Source organism: Actinosynnema mirum DSM 43827 (assembly GCF_000023245.1).
In the GTDB taxonomy this organism is placed as follows: Bacteria; Actinomycetota; Actinomycetes; order Mycobacteriales; family Pseudonocardiaceae; genus Actinosynnema; species Actinosynnema mirum.
In genome coordinates this window covers 1,978,709-1,993,787 of the sequence record NC_013093.1, presented here as the reverse complement: position 1 = coordinate 1,993,787, position 15,079 = coordinate 1,978,709, and the positions used below count along the sequence as shown (strand labels likewise).

15 protein-coding genes are annotated in these 15,079 nt (G+C 73.3%); 9 read left to right on the top strand and 6 right to left on the bottom strand.

Annotated elements, in window-relative coordinates; translation table 11 throughout:
* The first annotated feature begins 93 nt into the window (after positions 1-93).
* The gene (locus AMIR_RS09080; RefSeq protein WP_015800647.1) at positions 94-810 is read left to right on the top strand and encodes an HAD family hydrolase; all 717 of its coding nucleotides are present in this window, start codon (positions 94-96) and stop codon (positions 808-810) included.
* Complete coding sequence (locus AMIR_RS09075; RefSeq protein WP_015800646.1) at positions 807-3,161, top strand: glycoside hydrolase family 65 protein; 2,355 nt, start codon at positions 807-809, stop codon at positions 3,159-3,161. Before AMIR_RS09080 ends, AMIR_RS09075 begins: the two co-directional genes overlap by 4 nt.
* 356 nt (positions 3,162-3,517) lie before the next feature.
* On the opposite strand, the gene AMIR_RS09070 is transcribed toward AMIR_RS09075, so the two are convergent.
* Positions 3,518-5,506 (bottom strand): APC family permease, encoded by a 1,989-nt coding sequence (locus AMIR_RS09070; RefSeq protein WP_041836669.1) that lies wholly within the window; start codon positions 5,504-5,506, stop codon positions 3,518-3,520.
* A 328-nt stretch (positions 5,507-5,834) separates the two neighbouring features.
* On the opposite strand from AMIR_RS09070, the gene AMIR_RS40085 reads away from it, so the two are divergent.
* Both AMIR_RS40085 and AMIR_RS09065 read left to right on the top strand, forming a co-directional pair.
* Entirely contained in the window at positions 5,835-5,981 is a 147-nt protein-coding gene (locus tag AMIR_RS40085) for a hypothetical protein (RefSeq protein WP_157767556.1), read from the top strand.
* A gap of 76 nt (positions 5,982-6,057) precedes the next feature.
* Positions 6,058-7,266 (top strand): extracellular solute-binding protein, encoded by a 1,209-nt coding sequence (locus AMIR_RS09065; RefSeq protein ID WP_015800644.1) that lies wholly within the window; start codon positions 6,058-6,060, stop codon positions 7,264-7,266.
* Between the two features lie 179 nt (positions 7,267-7,445).
* Here the strand turns inward: AMIR_RS09065 and AMIR_RS09060 are convergent, their stop codons facing one another.
* The gene (locus tag AMIR_RS09060) at positions 7,446-8,273 is read right to left on the bottom strand and encodes a hypothetical protein (protein ID WP_015800643.1); all 828 of its coding nucleotides are present in this window, start codon (positions 8,271-8,273) and stop codon (positions 7,446-7,448) included.
* 380 nt (positions 8,274-8,653) lie between these two features.
* On the opposite strand from AMIR_RS09060, the gene AMIR_RS09055 reads away from it, so the two are divergent.
* The 3 genes from AMIR_RS09055 (at position 8,654) to AMIR_RS09045 (ending at position 10,907) form a co-directional block, all read left to right on the top strand.
* Entirely contained in the window at positions 8,654-9,160 is a 507-nt protein-coding gene (locus AMIR_RS09055) for a winged helix-turn-helix domain-containing protein (protein ID WP_240438871.1), read from the top strand.
* A 52-nt stretch (positions 9,161-9,212) separates the two neighbouring features.
* Positions 9,213-9,614, top strand: coding sequence for a ChaB family protein (locus tag AMIR_RS09050; RefSeq protein WP_015800641.1), 402 nt, complete (start codon positions 9,213-9,215; stop codon positions 9,612-9,614).
* Positions 9,615-9,728: 114 nt separating this feature from the next.
* Positions 9,729-10,907 carry a zinc-dependent alcohol dehydrogenase gene (locus tag AMIR_RS09045; RefSeq protein WP_015800640.1) on the top strand — a complete coding sequence of 393 codons (1,179 nt, stop codon included), beginning with the start codon at positions 9,729-9,731 and terminating at the stop codon, positions 10,905-10,907.
* Positions 10,908-10,958: 51 nt separating this feature from the next.
* On the opposite strand, the gene AMIR_RS09040 is transcribed toward AMIR_RS09045, so the two are convergent.
* On the bottom strand, positions 10,959-11,819 hold the full coding sequence (locus tag AMIR_RS09040; RefSeq protein ID WP_015800639.1) for an AraC family transcriptional regulator: 861 nt from the start codon (positions 11,817-11,819) through the stop codon (positions 10,959-10,961).
* Positions 11,820-12,080: 261 nt separating this feature from the next.
* Between AMIR_RS09040 and AMIR_RS09035 the strand changes: the two genes are divergently transcribed.
* A complete protein-coding gene (locus AMIR_RS09035; RefSeq protein WP_015800638.1) occupies positions 12,081-12,698 on the top strand; it encodes an SRPBCC family protein in 618 nt (205 codons plus the stop codon).
* A gap of 78 nt (positions 12,699-12,776) precedes the next feature.
* Here the strand turns inward: AMIR_RS09035 and AMIR_RS09030 are convergent, their stop codons facing one another.
* From AMIR_RS09030 to AMIR_RS09020, 3 genes are read right to left on the bottom strand one after another with little or no spacing between them, the layout of a single operon-like run.
* Positions 12,777-13,520: a metallophosphoesterase family protein gene (locus tag AMIR_RS09030; RefSeq protein ID WP_015800637.1), complete on the bottom strand. Its 744-nt coding sequence runs from the start codon at positions 13,518-13,520 to the stop codon at positions 12,777-12,779.
* On the bottom strand, positions 13,517-13,771 hold the full coding sequence (locus AMIR_RS40080) for a BON domain-containing protein (RefSeq protein ID WP_015800636.1): 255 nt from the start codon (positions 13,769-13,771) through the stop codon (positions 13,517-13,519). The genes AMIR_RS09030 and AMIR_RS40080 overlap by 4 nt, the downstream gene beginning before the upstream one ends.
* The gene (locus AMIR_RS09020; protein ID WP_015800635.1) at positions 13,768-14,352 is read right to left on the bottom strand and encodes a nucleotidyltransferase family protein; all 585 of its coding nucleotides are present in this window, start codon (positions 14,350-14,352) and stop codon (positions 13,768-13,770) included. The genes AMIR_RS40080 and AMIR_RS09020 overlap by 4 nt, the downstream gene beginning before the upstream one ends.
* 62 nt (positions 14,353-14,414) lie before the next feature.
* Here AMIR_RS09020 and AMIR_RS09015 point away from each other — a divergent pair, with 62 nt between their 5' ends.
* Positions 14,415-14,651 (top strand): DUF6480 family protein, encoded by a 237-nt coding sequence (locus AMIR_RS09015; protein WP_015800634.1) that lies wholly within the window; start codon positions 14,415-14,417, stop codon positions 14,649-14,651.
* The last annotated feature ends 428 nt before the right edge of the window (positions 14,652-15,079 follow it).

Below are 15,079 nucleotides of genomic sequence, written 5' to 3'. Positions count from 1 at the left end.
GCCCCTCTCGGCTGTCGGGGGCGCGCCGAAGACGCGGAGCGCCCACCCGTGCGCACGGGGGTACCCGTGGCCCGAACCGGGTAGTCATGCCCCATGACGCTGGGTCTGCCCGACAAGATCACCGCCTGCCTGTTCGACCTGGACGGGGTGCTCACCAGCACCGCCGTCCTGCACCGCCGCGCCTGGAAGCGCACGTTCGACGCGCTGCTCGCCCAGCGCGGCGAGCCCGAGTTCACCGAGTCCGACTACGTCCGGTTCGTCGACGGCCGCCCCCGCTACGACGGGGTGCGCGAGTTCCTGGCCTCCCGGAAGGTCGTGCTGCCCGAGGGCGGCCACGACGACCCGCCGGAGGCCGACACCGTGCACGGGGTCGGCAACCGCAAGAACGAGCTGCTGGAGGAGATCATCGCCGAGGAGGGCGTGAGCCCCTACCCCGGTTCCGTCGACTACGTGCGGGCCGCGCGCGACGCGGGTCTGGCGATCGCCGTGGTCACCTCCTCCGCGAACGCCGAGAAGGTGCTGGAGGCCAGCGACCTGGCGCAGTACGTGCAGGCCAGGGTCGACGGCGTGACGATCGTGCGCGACGGCCTCAAGGGCAAGCCCGCGCCCGACTCGTTCCTGGCGGGCGCGGAGGCGCTGGGCGTGGAGCCCGCGCGGGCTGCGGTGTTCGAGGACGCGCTGGCCGGGGTCCAGGCCGGGCGTGCGGGCGCGTTCGGCTTCGTCGTGGGCGTGGACCGCGCGGGCCAGGCGGACGCGCTCGCCTCGCACGGCGCCGACGTCGTCGTCGCGGACCTGGCGGAGCTGCTGTGAGCGGCTACCGCGTGCAGCCGTGGAAGCTGCGCTGGGAGGGGCTGTCGCTGACCGACCTGCGGCAGACCGAGTCGACGTTCGCGCTGGCCAACGGGCACATCGGGATGCGCGGGACGTTGGAGGAGGGCGAGCCGCGCGGGCTGCCGGGCACCTACCTCAACGGGTTCTACGAGGAGCACGACCTGCCCTACGGGGAGAGCGGCTACGGCTACCCCGAGGAGGGCCAGACCGTCGTCAACGTCACCGACGGCAAGGTGCTGCGGCTGCTCGTGGAGGACGAGCCGCTGGACCTGCGGTACGGCCGCACGATCGCCCACGAGCAGGAGCTGGACTTCCGCTCGGGCACGCTGCGCCGCCGCACCGAGTGGGAGTCGCCGACCGGCAAGCGCGTGATCGTGCGCACCGAGCGGCTGGTGTCGCTGACCCAGCGCGCGGTGGCGGCGATCCGCTACGAGGTCGAGGCCGCGCAGGACGTGCAGCTGGTGGTGCAGTCGGACCTGCTGGCCAACGAGCCGGTGGAGGAGCGCTCCGGCGACCCGAGGGTGGCGAAGGCGCTGGACTCGCCGCTGGTGGCGGACTTCGCCTACGCGCGCGGGAAGCGGGCGGTGCTGGCGCACCGCACGCGCACCTCCGGGCTGCGGATGGCCGCCGCGATGGACCACGAGGTCGACGCGAACGGGTCGGTGCGCACCGAGGTCGAGGCGGACGAGGACCTGGCGCGGTTCACCGTCGCGGTGGACGTCGCGGCGGGCGAGAAGCTCACGATCGTGAAGTACCTGGGGTACGGCTGGTCGGGGCAGCGGTCGGTGCCCGCGCTGCGCGCGCAGGTGGAGGCGGCGCTGGCGGGCGCGCTCCAGACCGGGTGGGACGGGCTGCTCGAGGAGCAGCGCGACTTCCTGGACGAGTTTTGGAACAGCGCCGACGTGGAGGTCGACGGTGACCCCGAGTTGCAGCAGGCGGTGCGGTTCGCGCTGTTCCACGTGCTCCAGGCGGCGGTGCGCGGGGAGACGCGGGCCATCGCGGGCAAGGGCCTGACCGGTCCCGGCTACGACGGGCACGCGTTCTGGGACACCGAGACGTTCGTGCTGCCGGTGCTGACCTACACGGTGCCGGAGGCGGCGCGGGACGCGCTGGCGTGGCGGCACTCCACGGTGGAGGACGCGCGCGAGCGGGCCCGCATCCTGGGGCTGGGCGGGGCGGCGTTCCCGTGGCGGTCGATCAGCGGCGCGGAGTGCTCGGCCTACTGGCCCGCGAGCACGGCGGCGTTCCACGTGTCCGGCGACGTGGCGTACGCGGTGGCGCAGTACGCGCAGGCCACCGGGGACGAGGAGTTCGAGCGGGCGGCGGGCGCGGAGATCCTGGTGGAGACGGCGCGGCTGTGGATGTCGTTGGGGCACCACGTGCCGGGCGACGGGTTCCGCATCGACGGGGTGACCGGGCCGGACGAGTACACGGCCGTGGTGGACAACAACGTCTACACGAACCTGATGGCGCAGCGGAACCTGCGGGTCGCGGCGGAGGTGTGCGAGCGGCTGCCCGACGTGGCCCAGCACCTCGGCGTCGAGGACGACGAGCCTCAGGCGTGGTTGCGGGCGGCCGAGGCGATGACCCTGCCGTACGACGACGAGCTGGGCGTGCACCAGCAGTCGGAGGGGTTCACCAAGCACGCCGAGTGGGACTTCGAGGCCACCGAGGCCGACGACTACCCGCTGCTGCTGAACTACCCGTACTTCGACCTGTACCGCAAGCAGGTGGTGAAGCAGGCGGACCTGGTGCTGGCGATGCACCTGCGCGGCGACGCGTTCACGGCGGCGCAGAAGGCCCGCAACTTCGCCTACTACGAGGCGCGGACGGTGCGGGACTCGTCGCTGTCGGCGGCGACGCAGGCGGTGCTGGCGGCCGAGGTGGGCGCGCTGGAGCTGGCGTACGACTACCTGTCGGAGGCGGCGTTCACCGACCTGCACGACCTGCACCACAACGTCCACAACGGACTGCACATGGCCTCGCTCGCCGGGGTGTGGCTGGGGCTGGTGGCCGGGTTCGGCGGGATGCGGGACCACAGCGGCGGCCTGGAGTTCGCGCCCCGACTGCCGGTGGGGCTGGACCGGTTCTCGTTCCGGATGACCTACCGGGGCAGCGGGCTGTGCGTGGTGGTGGAGGAGGGCAAGACCACCTACCGGATCGTGTCCGGGCCGGGGCTGCGGATCAGGCACCACGGCGAGGAGGTCGAGGTGGAGCCGGAGAACCCCCTGGTGCTCCAGGTCCCGGCCGCGCCGGAGCCGCCGGAGGGCATCACCCAGCCCGCCGGTCGGGCGCCGAGGCGGCGCACGCCGGGCACGGCGCAGGACTGAGGCCGCGCGCGGCCGGGTGGGCGACCACCCGGCCGCGCGGGCTCAGCGAAGTGGCGCGCGGGCCCGGAAAGCGCGAACCCCGCCCCACCGGCTCGGGTGGGGCGGGGTCGCGTACCCGCGAGGGTTGGGCCCGCCCGGCGCACGCGCCGGGCGGCCTCCCGATGAGGCGTTCGACCGGGTTCCCAGGGGGGAGGGGGAATCCCGATCTCCTCGGCGACCGCAGGGGGGCGGCGGTCACCGCGCTCTCATCCCTCACTGGGTAGCCGCGACCGCCGCGGGGCAAACCTGGCACCTGCGCCCACTTCCGGGTGGCCTTCGGGATTCCGGGCAACCTCCCAGCTCAGCCGCCACCCGGTTCAGCTGCCGCCCAGGTGGATCGCCGGCCTGCGCTCCGGGTCGGCCTCGCACTCGCGCAGGATCTCCCGCACCACCGGCGCGGTGTCGCCCTGCCCGAGGATGAGGTAGCGGAACAGGTGGGTGAGCGGGCTGCCCTCGGACCACTCGAAGTAGCAGCGCGGCCGGACCCCGGTGGCGTCGCGCAGCGCCAGCAGCACGGCGGCGATCGCGTTGGGCGCGGCGGGGCTGTCCGCGCGCAGCACCCGGAACCCGCCGACCTCCACCCCGCGCACCCGCAGCACGTCGCTGAACTCGGACGGGTCGACCACGTCGACCTCCAGGAACACCACCGACGCCGCGCCGGGCACCGGGTTCAGGCCGCGCTGCACGCGCTCCTTGGCCCGGTACTCGGCCGCGTCCCCGGCCTGCCGCTTGTTCGCGATGATGTTGAGCTGGCCGTCGCGGTGGAGCAGGTCGGCCAGGAACTCCCGCGCCCGCTCGTCGAAGTCGATCTCGTCGGCGCGCAGCTCGGTGGTCCTGGACACCCGCGACACCAGGGAGATGACCACGATGCCGAGGACGAACGCGGCGGAGATGGCGATGCCGTCCGGCTTGGCCCGCACGTTCTCGGCGAGCGCGTACAGCAGCACCAGCGTGAGCACGGCGAACCCGGCGCCCGCGCCCCGCCGCCCGGCGCGCCAGGCGGAGACCGACACCGCGACCGCGCCGGACACCATCATGGCCAGGATGCCGGTCGCGTACGCGCCCGCCTGCGCGTTGACGTCCGCGCCGAACGCGACGGTGATCCCGACGCTGATCACCGTGTAGACCAGCACGACCGGCCGGACCGCGCGCCCCCACTCCGGGGCCATGCCGTACGCGGGCAGGTAGCGCGGCACGATGTTGATCAGCCCGGCCATCGCGGACGCGCCCGCGAACCACAGGATGAGCACGCTGCTCAGGTCGTAGGCGGTGCCGAACACCGCGCCGAGCCGCTCGTGCGCCAGGTGCGACAGCGCCCGGCCCTCCGCCGCGCCGCCCGGCTGGAACGCCTCGGCGGGGACGAGCACGGTGGTGAGGACGCTGGTGGCCACCAGGTACCCGGACATGACCAGCGCGGCGGCGGTGAGCAGCTTGCGGGTGTTGCGCACCCGGTCGGCCAGCCGCTCCCGCTCGGTGGCGCCCTCGGCGGCGACCAGCGGCATCATGCTGACGCCGGTCTCGAACCCGGACAGGCCGAGCACGAGCAGCGGGAACGCGAGCACGGCCGGTCCGAGCACCCCGCCGACCCCGCCGCCGCCCTCGGCGAGCCGGTCGGTCCACGCGGTCAGCGCCTCGGGCCGCGCCAGGAGCTCGGCCACCCCCGAGGCGATGACGACCGCGTTGAGCAGCAGGAACACCGCGACCAGCGGGATGGCGACGCTGACCGCCTCGGTGAAGCCCAGCAGGAACACCCCGCCCAGCACGAGCAGCAGCACGACGGTGACCAGCACCTCGTGCCCGTGCAGGAACGCGGGCGCGTGCGGGTTCTCCAGCAGGTGCACGGTCGCGTCGGCCGAGGACAGGGTGATGGTGATGATCCACGAGGTCGCGACGAAACCGAGCAGCACCAGCACGAACAGCTTGCCGCGCCAGAACGGCAGCAGGTCCTCCAGCATCGCCACCGAGCCCTGCCCGTGCGGCGACTCGTGGGCCACGCGTCGGTACATCGGCAGCATCCCGAGCAGGGTCAGCGCGACGATCAGCAGCGTGGCCAGCGGGGACAGCGCGCCCGCCGCGAGCGCGGCGATGCCCGGCAGGTAGGACAGGGTGGAGAAGTAGTCGACGCCGGTCAGGCACATGACCTTCCACCACGCCTGCGGCCTGCTGTGCGCGGCGTCCGCCTCGGGCCCGGCGGGCGAGACGCGGTGGCGCAGCAGCCAGCGGCCGAGGCCGGTGCGGGGGTGGCCGGGCCGCTGCGGGCTGGGCGCCCTGGCGGGCACGGCGACGCGCTCGGGCGACCGGCTCACCGGGATGGCGCCGTGCCCCGGCGGCCCGTCCGGACCCGCGCCGTTCCCGCCGCCGCGCGCACCCCCGTCCCCGCGGCCGTTCCCCCGACGGGCGCTGCGCCCGGTGGCGTGCTCACGTGCTCGGCTCATCGGGGTGGTCCCTCCGGCGGCTCGGCGCGACGCTCGGCGCGGGCGCCGGTCGAGTGTGCCCCCGATCGCGCCGCACCGCCCGTGATCACCGCCCGGCACGGCCAGGACCGCACTAACGCGGGGTTTCCACCGGGTGTTTGTCACTCACACAGGTGAGAAACGGCGCGGCGGGGCGCGCGGCGCGACACTATCCCCGCCTGTGAGCACACCGATCTACGACGAGCTGGCGGCGACCTACCTCGCCGGACTCGACTGGGAGCCGCTGGAGCAGCCCGCGCCGCGCCTCGTGCTGCCCGCGCAGGCCGACCCGTCGCCGCCGCAGCACCGCCTACCGGAAACCCGCTGACCAGGCGATCTTGACATTGCGGCAGGCGGCGGAGTAGGACGGCTGCCGTCCTTCCCACGTCGACCTGCGGGGCGAGATGCGATTTCGAGCACTGCTCACGGCGGCGGCGGTGCTCGCCGCCTCCGCTTGCGGGGCAAATCCCGATGAACCCGAGAAGGTCACCCTGACCTGGTGGGACTCCTACGAGTCGGCGACGGCCGACGAGGCGGCGCAGGCCATGGTGCAGCGCTACCAGGACGCCCACCCGGAGGTGGAGGTCAAGCGGACCTCCATCCCGCGCGCGGAGATCCGCGCGAAGCTCGACCAGGCCGCGACCTCCGGGGCGTTCCCGGACGTGGTCGTGGTCGACCAGGCCGACCTGCCGAGGCTGGCCAAGCAGAACGCCATCACCGACCTGACCAAGCTCTTCGAGCAGTGGGAGACCGGGGGGAAGTTCCTCGGCCCGGTCAGGGCGAGCGTCACCTGGAGCGAGAAGGTCTGGGGCGTCCCGCTGCGCACCGAGACCAACGCCCTGCTGTACAACCGCGACCTGATGCTCGGCGCGCCCCCCACCACCTGGGAGGGCCTGCGCACCACGGCCAAGGCGCTGACCAACCCGCAGCGGTCCGGGCTGTGCTTCGCCGGGCTGCCCGGCGAGGAGCTGACCACGACGTTCCTTCCGCTGCTGTGGCAGTCCGGCGGCGACCTGACCGACCTGGACGGCGCGGCCGACGCGCTGGGGTTCCTGCACGACCTGATGGCCGCCGACGGCAGCGTGCCGAACGCGGTGCTCGGCTGGGACGGCGCGCAGGCCGCACAGGCGGTGGCGAGCGGGTCCTGCGCGATGGTGATCGGCGGGACATCGTCGGTCAAGCCGCTGAACTCCTCCGGGATGGCCTGGTCGGTGGCCCCGCTGCCCGCCGGTCCGGCCGGTGAGGCGGCGGCGCTGTCCGGGGAGACCTGGGTGATCGGCAAGGGCGCGCGCAGCACCGAGGCCGCCTGGGACCTGGTGAGGTCGCTGGCCGACGACAAGGAGAACGTCACCCAGCTGGGCGCGGGCCTGGGCGGGCTGCCCAACCGGTCGGACACGGTGGCCGACCCGGCGTGGCAGTGGGACCCGAGCGTGGCCGGGTTCGCCGCGCAGCTGGAGACCGCGCGGCCGAGGGTGGCGTACGGGTCGAACTACCCGCAGCTGTCCGAGGTGGTGTGGACGATGGTCCAGCGCGTGCTCAAGGGCGGCGAGGACCCGCAGGTCGCGGCGTCCGAGGCCAAGAAGGCCGCGGCCCCGCTGCTCACCGACGGGTAGCCGCCGGGCCGTCACCCGAGAGGCTCGATTCCGCGCCCCGCCTGACCTCGTTCAGGCGGGGCGCTCCCCTGTCCCGGCGCGGCGTGCTCGCGCGCGACGCGGGACCACCGTTCGCGCGGCGCACGGCGCGGCGGGCGCGGGCGCGTGCGGCGGCACGGGCTGGGGGCGGCGGCGCTGCGCTACGGCAGGCTGCTCATCGCGGAGACGGGCTCGTGGACGTCCCCCCTCCAGCCGCCGACGCCCGCGAGCGCGACGCGGGGGCGCGCGGCGCCCTCCGGCCTGGTGATCGCGTTCGCGCCCAGGGGCAGGTGGTCGGGGCGGTACCCGGTGGAGCCGACCGGTCGGAAGTCGCCCGAGGACAGCGAGCCGTCGGGGTGGAACCTGAGCTTGGGGCTGCCGTCGCGGGCGATCGACTCGAAGATGGCGCGGTCGCCCTCGGTGACCGGTTTCCACATCATGTGCGCACCGTGCGTGACGCCCATGTCCAGGGAGATCATGGTGTCCACGGCCCGCCAGTAGCGCTCGTCGCTGATCTCGCCGCCGCCCGCGCCGCGGATGTCGAACACGTCGTGGTCGCCGGTGACCGGCTGCACCCTGCCCTCGCGGTCGTGGCCGTGCACGACGCCGTCGCGGACGAAGTACTCGCCGCGCTCGGCGAGCACGGCCATCTTCGGGCCGAGCGCGTCGTACTCGGCCCTGCGCATGGCGAACCGCCTCAGCACGGCCTCGGAGCGGTCGCGGCGGGGCTCGATCGGGTCGAAGAAGCCGACCAGGCCCAGGTGGCGGGGCCTGGCGCCGAGGCGCACGTCGCGCTCGTCGATGGTCTTGGCCTTGATGGCCTCGGGCTTGGGGAGCGCCCCGGCGCGCAGCCACGGCACGGCGTGCTGGTTGGTCGCGCGGACGTCGATGACGAGGTCCTGCTGGGCCGCCACCTGCTGGAACTTGCGGGCGTTCTCCGCGGGCATCCCGAACCGGGTCTCCGCTAACGCCAAGGGGAAGTTGCGCACCGTACAACCGTCCGCCCGATCAGGACAAGCACCAGCACCCGTTCACGGGGGTTAGCTGTATGCGTGACCTGCGATGCGCTGATCGGACCGCGTGCGGGGGCCGACCGGTTGCGGGTCGTGGTCGCGCTGGTGCCAGGTGGCCGCAAAGCGACGGAGAGGAGCACCGGTGCGGGTGAACCGGTCTACCGGTTGGTGGGCCGGTGGGACGATCACCGGATCACCCGGTTGTCCCCCGTGTCGCGCTCGTCCCACCGCTCGGGCGCCCCGGCGGGTTCGGTTCCGCGCGCTCCGGCAACGGATCCACCCGCGCGCCGACAGGTCTCATCGGGTGGACCTCGTTGACCCCGGCCCGCGCGGACTGATCCGATCATGCTGTGGGGGTGGGTGGATTGGTCCCGGAGGCCACGAGCGTCGACGTGACGATCAGCATCCGCGTGACGGGCCCCGAGCAGATGGCGCGGCGGCTGGCCGACGCGCTGCGCTCCGCGCTGGAGCTGCCGGGCGCCGAGGTGGAGGTGCGGGCGGTCGAGCCCGCGCGGCGGGAGCCCGCGCTGGTGGTGCTGGCCGACTCCCGGCGGGTCCTGCACCGCGGCGAGCGCGTCGAGCTGACCAGGTTGGAGTTCGACCTGCTGCTGCACCTGTGCGAGCACCCCGACCGGGTGCACCGGCGGCACGCGCTGATGCACCGGGTGTGGGGAGCCAGTCCCGTGGTGGACACCAGGACGGTGGACGTCCACATCCGGCGGATCAGGCGCAAGCTCGGCGACGCGGCGCGGTTCATCTCGACGGTGCGCGGCGTCGGGTACCGGTTGGAGCACACCGGGCAGGTGGTCGTGGTGCGCGACGGCGGACCGCCCGACGAGAGGTCCACTGTGGACTCGGCATGACCCGCGCGGGCGCGGGTACCCGACCGGTTCCAGCGAACCAGGGAGGCACGCCGTGCCCGCACGCCAGGAGATGCCCGACACGATCACCCGGTCCCCGCAGGGGGCTCAGCGCACGTGGGCGAAGGCGCACGACAGCGCCGTCGAGCAGTACGGGGAGGGCGAGCGGGCGCACCGCACCGCGTTCGCCGCGCTCAAGCGGACCTACGAGAAGGTCGGCGACCACTGGGAGCGCAAGCAGCGCACCGGGCCGTCCGACCAGCGCTCGGCGGGCGGGCCGCCCCGGCGGCGGGGCGCGACGCACGAGGGCGTGGACGCCAACGCGAGCAAGCGGCACCTGTACGAGCTGGCCAAGCGGCTCGACGTGCCCGGCCGGTCGTCGATGGACAAGCAGGAGCTGGTGGAGGCGGTCAAGCGCGCGAACCGGCGGGCCACGGCGGCGGCGCGGAAGGGCTGAGCGCCGCGGGGCGTCCGGCGTGGACGTCCGGACCGGTTCGCCCCGCCCGGTTTGCCCGGCCCCTTCGCGGGAACGCCTCGGGGGACTGGGGACCGACGAGCCGGAGGGAGCGCCGTGAAGGCTGTGACCTGGCACGGTAAGCGGGACGTGCGCGTGGACACCGTGCCGGACCCGATCCTGCAGGAGCCGGACGACGTGATCGTGAAGATCACCTCGACCGGGGTGTGCGGGTCGGACCTGCACCTGTACGAGCTGTTCGGGCCGTTCCTCGACGAGGGCGACGTGCTCGGGCACGAACCGATGGGCGTGGTGGCGGAGGTCGGGCACGGGGTGACGGCGGTCAAGCCCGGCGACCGGGTGGTGGTGCCGTTCAACGTCTCCTGCGGGACCTGCTTCACCTGCTCGCAGGGGTTGCAGTCGCAGTGCGAGACGACGCAGGTGCGCGAGTACGGCAGCGGGGCCTCGCTGTTCGGCTACACCAAGCTCTACGGGCAGGTGCCCGGCGGGCAGGCCGAGTACCTGCGGGTGCCGTTCGGGAACAAGCTGCCGATCAAGGTGCCGGACGGACCGCCGGACGACCGGTTCGTGTACCTGTCGGACGTGCTGCCGACCGCGTGGCAGGCGGTGGAGTACGCGGCGGTCCCGCCCGGCGGCTCGGTGGCGGTGCTGGGGCTCGGGCCGATCGGCGACATGGCGGCCAGGGTGGCGCTGCACCGGGGCGCGGAGACGGTGATCGGCATCGACCTGGTGCCGGAGCGGTTGCAGCGGGCGCACGGGCGCGGCGTGCGGGCGATCGACGCCCGCGAGCCGGAGCTGGTGGAGCGGGTGCGCGAGCTGACCGGCGGGCGCGGCCCGGACGCGGTGATCGACGCGGTGGGCATGGAGGCGCACGGCGGCACGGCGGGCAAGCTGGCCCAGCAGGTGACCGGCCTGCTTCCGGACCCGGTGGCGGCCAAGCTGATGCGCACGGCGGGCGTGGACCGGCTGGAGGCGCTGCACACCGCGATCGAGCTGGTGCGGCGCGGCGGCACGATCTCGGTGGTCGGGGTGTACGGCGGGATGGCCGACCCGATGCCGATGATGACCCTGTTCGACAAGCAGATCCAGCTGCGGATGGGCCAGGCGAACGTGTGGCGGTGGGTGCCGGAGATCCTGCCGCTGCTCACCGACGACGACCCGCTGGGCGTGGACGACTTCGCGACCCACCGGGTGCCGCTGTCCAGCGCGCCCGAGGCGTACGCGGACTTCCAGGCCAAGCGGGACAACACGGTGAAGGTGCTGCTCAAGCCGTGACGCGCGCGGGTGGCGCGGCCCCAGAGACCGCGCCACCCGCTCGTCACGCCGCTACTCCTTCTCCACAGGAATCCACAGCTCGGCCTCAGCCGTCTTCCCGTCGTCGAACACGGTGCTGCTGAGGATCTCCGGGCCGGGGCGGCTGCGGTACGGGTTCGACGGGAACCACTGGGTGAACACGTCCCGCCACATCTCCTGCAGCGCCCTCGGGAACTCCCCGGTGCTGGAGAACACCGCCCACGTCCCGGCGGCCACCGGGAGCGCGTCCAGCCCCTCCGGGACCGGCAGCGAGCTGGCCACCCCGTGGTAGTAGTCCAGCTCGGTGCCCTCCGCGCGGGACGGGTCCAGGTCGGCGCTGACCCCGACGACCCCGCTCGGCTCCTCGTTGTTGAGCTTCTTGATCTCGGCGAACTCCGCCTTGTCGAGCCCCTTGATGAAGTCCGCGATGTGCGGGTTCATCCCCTTGTGGACCAGGGGCACCCTGGCCTTGCGCCCGACGACGGCGAACTCCGCCCGTTCCACGATCCGGTACCGCATGTCGCTGCTCCCCTCGATGACGAGGCGGAAGGCCATCCTCGACTGCGAGCTGAGCGCCGCCCCGGTCCGCCTGACCGCACCGGGCCCCACGCCGTGCACGGCGCGGAAAGCCCTGGTGAACGCCTCGTTGGAGGCGTAGCCGTGGTCGACGGCGATGTCCAGCAGGGTGCGCTCCCCCGCCACCACCTCCGCCGCCGCGAGCGTGAGCCTGCGCCGCCGCACGTACTCCGACAGCGGCATCCCGGCCAGCGCCGAGAACATCCGCCGCAGGTGGTGCTCGGAGGTCAGCGCGATCCGCGCCAGCTCCGCGACGTCGACCTCGCCCGGCAGGGCCTCCTCGATGCGGTCCATGGCCTCGTTGAGCCGTTCCAGCACGCCCGATCCCCTTCCGCCGCCGGGAACGCTACGGAGCGCGGCGGGGGTCGCACCCGACCGGAGCGGACCGGTTCCGGTCGGGTCCGACCCGTCCGCGGGCGCGTTTGCGGTCTCATCCGCAGGATCATCCACAGTGGACTTCCGGTTTGGGGCCTTCCCAGTGGTATTTCCCTTTTAGAGCTGGAGAAACACCGTGTTAATCCTCGTTCGGAGGGTACTCGGTGAGGGACCGAAGACCACGAGCGGAGAGGTTGCGACACAGTGACGACGATCGAGAAGTCCGTGGACGTCGAGGTCCCGGTCAGCACCGCGTACAACCAGTGGACCCAGTTCGAGTCGTTCCCCCGGTTCATGGAGGGCGTCGAGAACATCACCCAGGTGTCGGACACCCGGACCCACTGGGTCACCAGCATCGGTGGCGTGAAGCGCGAGTTCGACGCGGAGATCACCGAGCAGCACCCGGACGAGCGGGTCGCCTGGCACACGGTGGAGGGTCCGCAGCAGGCCGGTGTGGTGACGTTCCACCGGCTCAACGACCGGCAGACCAGGGTCCACCTGCAGATGGACTACGAGCCCGAGACCCTGACCGAGAAGGCCGGGGCCGCGCTGGGCATCGTGGAGCACCGGGTGAACGGCGACCTGAAGCGGTTCAAGGAGTTCATCGAGAACGCGGGCTCCGAGACCGGTTCCTGGCGCGGTGACGTGCCCCGCGAGCCGCAGGCGGGCGAGGGCGGGCACCGGATGCCGCCCGGCGGCGCCGCCACCACCCCGAACCCCGGCGCCACGCCGGGCGTCGCGGGCCCCGGCGTGACCCCCGGTCTGGCGGGTCCCGGCACGGGGGGTCCGGGCGGCGCGACGCACCGCGACCCGCTGTCCTGATCAGCAGCTGAGCGAAGCGAGGAGGCCCGCCCCCGATCCGGGGGCGGGCCTCCTCGTTCTTCCTCGTTCTTTTCCGGGTCACGCGTGGGCGACCCTGGGTTCGAGGTTCGCCGGTTCGACGCCGTACACCGAGTACGCGGCGCGGATGATCGGCTGGGCGACGTTGCGCACCCGCACCCCGCCGGGCGTCAGGCCCTGCTCGGTGCCGAAGTGCGCGTGCCCGTGCACCGCGAGCTGGCAGCCGGTGGCGTCCACGGCCTCGCCCAGCAGGTACGACCCGAGGAACGGGTAGATCTCCAGCGGTTCGCCGCGCAGCGTGTCCGGCACCGGCGAGTAGTGGGTCAGCGCGACCTTGACGTCGGTGTCGAGCCCCTCGAGCGCGGTCCGGAGCCGGTCGGCGACCTCGGTGGTGTGCCCGACGAACGCCTTCATCTCCCGCTCGCCGAACGCGCTGCCGCACTTGCCCGCGAAGCCGCCGCCGAAGCCCTTGACCCCGGCGACGCCGAGCGTGCGGTCCCCGATCGTGAAGACGGCGCCCTCGCCCTCCAGGACGATCAGGCCGCCGTCGCGCAGCACGGCCGTGACCTCGTCGGGCCGGTCGTCGTGGTGGTCGTGGTTGCCGAGCACGGCGACCACCGGCACCGGCAGGTCCCGGTACTCGTCGGCGACGACCTTGGCCTCGTCCACGGTCCCGTGCCTGGTCAGGTCGCCCGCCAGCAGCAGCACGTCCGCGTGCTCGGCGACGTTCTCCAGCGCGGGCCGCATCCGGCCGCGCGCCGACTCGTCCAGGTGCACGTCGCCCACGGCGGCGATGCGGATCATCGGAGGTCCTCCTGTCCTTCGGGTTCGCCGACCGGGACGACCTTCACGTCGTCGAGCACGGTCAGCTCCGGGGCGACGTCGTGGATCACCGCTTCCAGCTCCGCCCGCCGCTCCGGGCTCGCGACGTCACCGGAGAGCAGCGCGGTGTCACCCCGAACGGTGATGCGAACACCCATCTCGGTGGTTCGCGGGTCCTCGGCGATGGCCCGGCGCAACCGGGCGGCGAGGTACTGCTCGGGCTCGTCCGTCATGACGCGGTCCTCTCCCGCACCGGCTCGGACTCCGGCGCGATGATGTCCAGCCGCTCCACCAGCAGCAGGAACGACTCGGCGTAGGGCGAGTGGCCGGTGGCCTCCCGCACCTTCTCCCAGTCGATCTGCTCGCGCAGCGCGCGGGCGAAGGGCAGCAGGGCGCTGAAGTCGCAGCGGTGCCCGTCGAGCACGAGGAGCTTGCCGATCATCACCTCGGTCGCGGGCATCACCGGCAGCACCACGGAGCCGACCTGCAGCTCCTCGGCGCGCTCCAGCGTCTCGGTGGTCACCGGCAGCTCGTTGGGCCGGTAGAGCAGGTCGACCAGCAGGTCGCCGTCGTAGACCTTGAGCAGCCAGTCCTCCGGCGGCTCGGCGGCCCGCATTCCGACGGCGACCAGCGCGCGCACGGCTTCGGCGGCGTCCTCCTCGCGGACCAGGATGTCCGCGTCGTGCTCGGTGGAGGGTCCGCCGCGCGCGTACACCGCGCAACCGCCCGCCAGTGCGAACGGGATGCCCTCAGCGCGCAGCGCCTTGGCCACCTTGGTCAGGGTGCGCAGCAACTCGTCCTGTAGGCCGCTCATGGGATTTCGTTTACCCGTGTGACGTCCGATTCACACGGGCACGGACGGGTACACGGCACGGTATGACCGCGAAACCGCCTGACCCCGACCCCACGCGCACACCGGGCCTGGAGCCGGGCGGCGGCGTCGCACCGGGCGACACGCCGCCGGACTCCGGCCAGACCTCGGGCCTGTCCCACCCCCAGCCGATGCCGTCGAAGGTCGCCCCCGTGGTGACCCTGGTGGCGGTGGTCGTCCTGACGGTGCTGGTGGTGGCCTTCGTGGTGGCGGAGCTGATGGGCTGGACCGCCCTGTTCTGACCCGCCGCCCCTACCACCTGCGCCCGGTCCCCGCACCGGTTCATCCACAGGCTCGGTGGTTGTCCACAACGTGCTCTTGTCCGGCTGCCGGGCGTGAATCCGGGGCTCTAGCTTCGGATTCATGCCCGACGAACACATCCCGGTTCCCGCCACACCGCTGTCCCGCGCCGCACTGCTGCGGTCTTTCCTGCGCGGTGCCGCGCGCGGTGTTCTGCGCGCTGTCCTGCGCGCGACGCGCCCGTGGCTCACGGGCCGGTCCACCACACCCACGAGCCCACCCGCTCCCCCGCCTCCGTCTTCGCCCCCGCCCTCGGCAAGGCTCGGGGGCCAGGCGTCCACGGGGCGCGGGGGTCAAGCGCCCCCAGGGCACGGGGACGGGGTTCGCGGCCAAGGCCCCGACACGAACGAGCGGGTGACCCGGAAGCTCC

Coding starts and splice junctions, on each gene's coding strand:
- AMIR_RS09020 (WP_015800635.1), bottom strand. CDS start 14,352: ATGAGCGGCCTACAGGACGAGTTGCTGCGCACCCTGACCAAGGTGGCC.
- AMIR_RS09080 (WP_015800647.1), top strand. CDS start 94: ATGACGCTGGGTCTGCCCGACAAGATCACCGCCTGCCTGTTCGACCTG.
- AMIR_RS09015 (WP_015800634.1), top strand. CDS start 14,415: ATGACCGCGAAACCGCCTGACCCCGACCCCACGCGCACACCGGGCCTG.
- AMIR_RS40080 (WP_015800636.1), bottom strand. CDS start 13,771: ATGACGGACGAGCCCGAGCAGTACCTCGCCGCCCGGTTGCGCCGGGCC.
- AMIR_RS09065 (WP_015800644.1), top strand. CDS start 6,058: ATGCGATTTCGAGCACTGCTCACGGCGGCGGCGGTGCTCGCCGCCTCC.
- AMIR_RS09030 (WP_015800637.1), bottom strand. CDS start 13,520: ATGATCCGCATCGCCGCCGTGGGCGACGTGCACCTGGACGAGTCGGCG.